Here is a 622-nt window from a genome sequence, read left to right as displayed (position 1 = left end):
TCCTGTATCATGACATTGATCCCTTTCTCTTCTGCTTTGTATTTAATCTGCTGTATGAGCATATTGAAAGGTATCTGCACAAAGTTCTGGTTGTTCTCCTTACCGATATCCACAGACTGCTTCCATCCATTGTTATGGCCTATTACAATTGTGTCGATTCTATTATTCATGGCATATTCTATGACTGCTTTTGATAGTTTATGCATGATATCCTTTATTTTTCTGTTCCTTGTTAAATACAGCCTGTTTATCCTTTTTGTATTCTCTCTGTTTTTCCTCTGCCTGTCACTGATCGATCTCAATCTTGATAACTCTTTATTGAAATACTGGTTTATTGATTTCAGAACACCGCCCTTGACAGCAATACCCTTTTCGGATATGTTGTTTCCAATGGTTACGATGTTCCTCACACCAATATCGATGCCCAGTATTCTCTTAGGACTTAACTCCGATACGTCTGATATCTCTTTAGAATATACTATCTCCACATCATAGCCGATGCCCAATGGTATAATCTGCACTTCCCTCAGATCTACATCATCTAATCTTGTCTTCACCTCCAGATCCATGATTTTTGGGAATTTTAATATTCCATTATCAATAGAACACTGCTGGTTTGTGA

Annotated in this window: 1 protein-coding gene; it reads right to left on the bottom strand. The window is 37.3% G+C overall.

Annotated features, from left to right (window positions below; translation table 11 throughout):
* Positions 1–569, bottom strand: a 569-nt coding sequence (locus tag DMB44_RS09155; protein ID WP_201796964.1) for an IS200/IS605 family accessory protein TnpB-related protein, incomplete at its 3' end; no start/stop codon positions are given.
* Positions 570–622 lie beyond the last annotated feature (53 nt).

This window comes from Thermoplasma sp. Kam2015 (assembly GCF_003205235.1).
In the GTDB taxonomy this organism is placed as follows: Archaea; Thermoplasmatota; Thermoplasmata; order Thermoplasmatales; family Thermoplasmataceae; genus Thermoplasma.
The sequence above is the reverse complement of the archived record's forward strand: the minus strand, read 5'-3'. Positions and strand labels throughout refer to the sequence as shown.